We start from the raw sequence: 2526 nt of genomic DNA on the forward strand, positions 1-2526 counted from the left end.
GCGGGGCTTTTTGCGTATCTGGCGGAGAGAGAGGGATTCGAACCCTCGATAAGGCTTTTGACCCTATACTCCCTTAGCAGGGGAGCCCCTTCGGCCTCTCGGGCATCTCTCCGTTTTTCGTCCGCATCTCTGCGGAGCCGGCAAGGATACTAACCGGCGCGCTCGAGGTAAAGCGTTTCTTGCCTGTCAGTGTTCGCCAGTGCCGCCGGAGGCTGTGCCGTCCGGCTCGTGCTCGTTCTTGATCCGCTGATAGATCTCTTCGCGATGCACGGCAACGTTCTTCGGCGCATTAATACCAATGCGCACCTGGTTGCCCTTGACGCCGAGAACGGTAACGGTCACCTCGTCACCGATCATCAAGGTTTCACCGACCCTGCGGGTCAGAATCAACATGTTTGCCACTCCATGAATACTTTGGTCACAGGCCAACAGACGGTTATGCCTCACCCCTGAGCTTCACCATCTGGACATTTCGACGATGCTACCGCCGAAGGCCCTACCGCCTTCCCGGTTACACAGACGAGGCATCCCCTGTGATGCCATGTCAAGCGACACCGGCGCAACCATCGGTGTCAGCAGTATTTGGATACTAGCCGAGCGTCCGATGGCAGCGCAATGCGTAAACGGCAACGGACTCCCGGTGGTTGACCCGCTCAGGACGCCAGGCGCTGACCGATCCAGTCGGCCAAGCCCTCCAAAATGCCGGGCAATTCGGCAGTGTCGTTGCCACCGCCCTGGGCCATGTCGGGACGACCGCCGCCCTTGCCGTCGATCTGGCTGGCGACATGCGCCACCACGTCGCCGGCCTTGACCCGACCCAGCGCCGTACCGCCGACGCCTGCGACCAGAGAAACGCGGCCGTCAGCGGCACCGGCCAGCAGCACCACGCAATCGTTCAGCTGCTGCTTGAGCTGATCCATGCTGTCGCGCAGTGCCTTGGCGTCCAGGCCCTCCAGGCGTGCGGCGATGACCTTGATGCCGGCCACGTCCTTCGCCGTGGAGGCGAGATCCGCCGTCGCCGAACCGGCGGCCTTGGCGCGCAGCGACTCCAATTCGCGCTCGAGTTTTTTCTGCTTGTCGAACAGCTGGCGCAGCTTCTCCACGGCATCGTCACCATTGGACGACAACAGCTGCGCAAACTCGCCCAGGCGACGCTCCTCGTCGGCCACATAAGCCAACGCGCCCGCACCTGTAACAGCTTCGATACGGCGCACGCCGGAGGCTRCGCCCGCTTCGCTGACGATCTTGAACAAGCCGATGTCACCGGTGCGACCGACATGCGTGCCGCCGCAGAGCTCGGTGGAGAACTCGCCCATCTTGAGCACGCGCACTTCGTCGCCGTACTTCTCGCCGAACAGCGCCATTGCGCCGAACTCGATCGCCTCGTTGTAGCCCATGTGATGCACTTCGGCAGCCGCGTTGCGGCGCACTTCGGCGTTCACCTGCGTCTCGATCTGGCGCAGTTCGTCCGCGCTCATCGGCTTGAAATGCGAGAAGTCAAAACGCAGGCGCTCGGGTGCGACCAGCGAACCCTTCTGCGTCACATGCTCGCCCAATACCTTGCGCAGCGCTGCGTGCAGCAAGTGCGTGGCCGAGTGGTTGAGCACGATGGCCTGACGACGCGAGCCGTCGACATTGGCATCGACCACGTCGCCGACGCGCAGCGCCTGCTTGCCGTTCCAACGGCCGGCATGACCGAAGAACACGCCGCCCATCTTGAGCGTGTCGGCCACCGCGAACGAGCCCGTCGTGTTCACCAGCACGCCGGTATCGCCCACCTGGCCGCCGGACTCGGCGTAGAACGGCGTGCGGTCGAGCATGACGAGGGCTTCTTCGCCCTCGCCCAGCTGGTCGTACTGCTTGCCGCCGCGCACGATGCCGACCACCTTGCTGCCCTGGCTCATCAGCGCGTCGTAGCCCAGGAAAGYGGTCGGCGGCAGCTGGCTGGCCAGCTCGGCCGGCATCTGGCCCTTGGCTTCAAATTTGCCGCCTTCGCGGCTGCGTTCCTGCTGTTCCTTCATGGACTGCTCGAAGCCATCCATGTCCACCGTGAGGCCGCGCTCGCGCGCGATGTCGGCGGTGAGGTCGACCGGGAAACCGTAGGTATCGTACAGACGGAAAGCATCGGCACCGGGAATGCTGCCGTTGGACTTCGCTGCGACCGCATCGAACAGACGCATGCCGTTTTCCAGCGTTTCGCCGAAGCGGCGCTCTTCGGTGCGCAGAGCGTCTTCCACGAAGGCCTGCTTCTGGGCCAGTTCCGGATAGGCCTCGCCCATTTCCTCGACCAGCGGCTGCACCATCTTCCAGAAGAAATCGCCGCGCACGCCGAGCATCCAGCCGTGGCGCAATGCGCGACGGATGATGCGGCGTAGCACGTAACCACGACCTTCATTGGACGGCAGCACGCCATCGACAATCAGGAACGAGCACGCGCGGATGTGATCGGCGATCACGCGCAGCGACTTGTTGGCCAGATCCTTGGTGCGGGTGAGTTCGGCAGCGACCTTGATCAGGTGCTGGAAC

At 63.5% G+C, this 2526-nt stretch carries 2 protein-coding genes and 1 tRNA gene; all 3 read right to left on the reverse strand.

The window, feature by feature from the left end; all coding sequences use genetic code 11:
- Nucleotides 1–19 precede the first annotated feature (19 nt).
- Nucleotides 20–112, reverse strand: a tRNA-Ser gene (locus tag AC1DMG_RS21555).
- Between the two features lie 74 nt (nucleotides 113–186).
- Entirely contained in the window at nucleotides 187–393 is a 207-nt protein-coding gene (csrA, locus tag AC1DMG_RS21560; protein WP_046971859.1) for a carbon storage regulator CsrA, read from the reverse strand.
- A gap of 260 nt (nucleotides 394–653) precedes the next feature.
- The coding region (gene alaS / locus AC1DMG_RS21565) for an alanine--tRNA ligase (RefSeq protein WP_477181093.1) at nucleotides 654–2526 on the reverse strand (1873 nt) is incomplete at its 5' end.

The organism is Dyella sp. 01N36, from assembly GCF_056399745.1.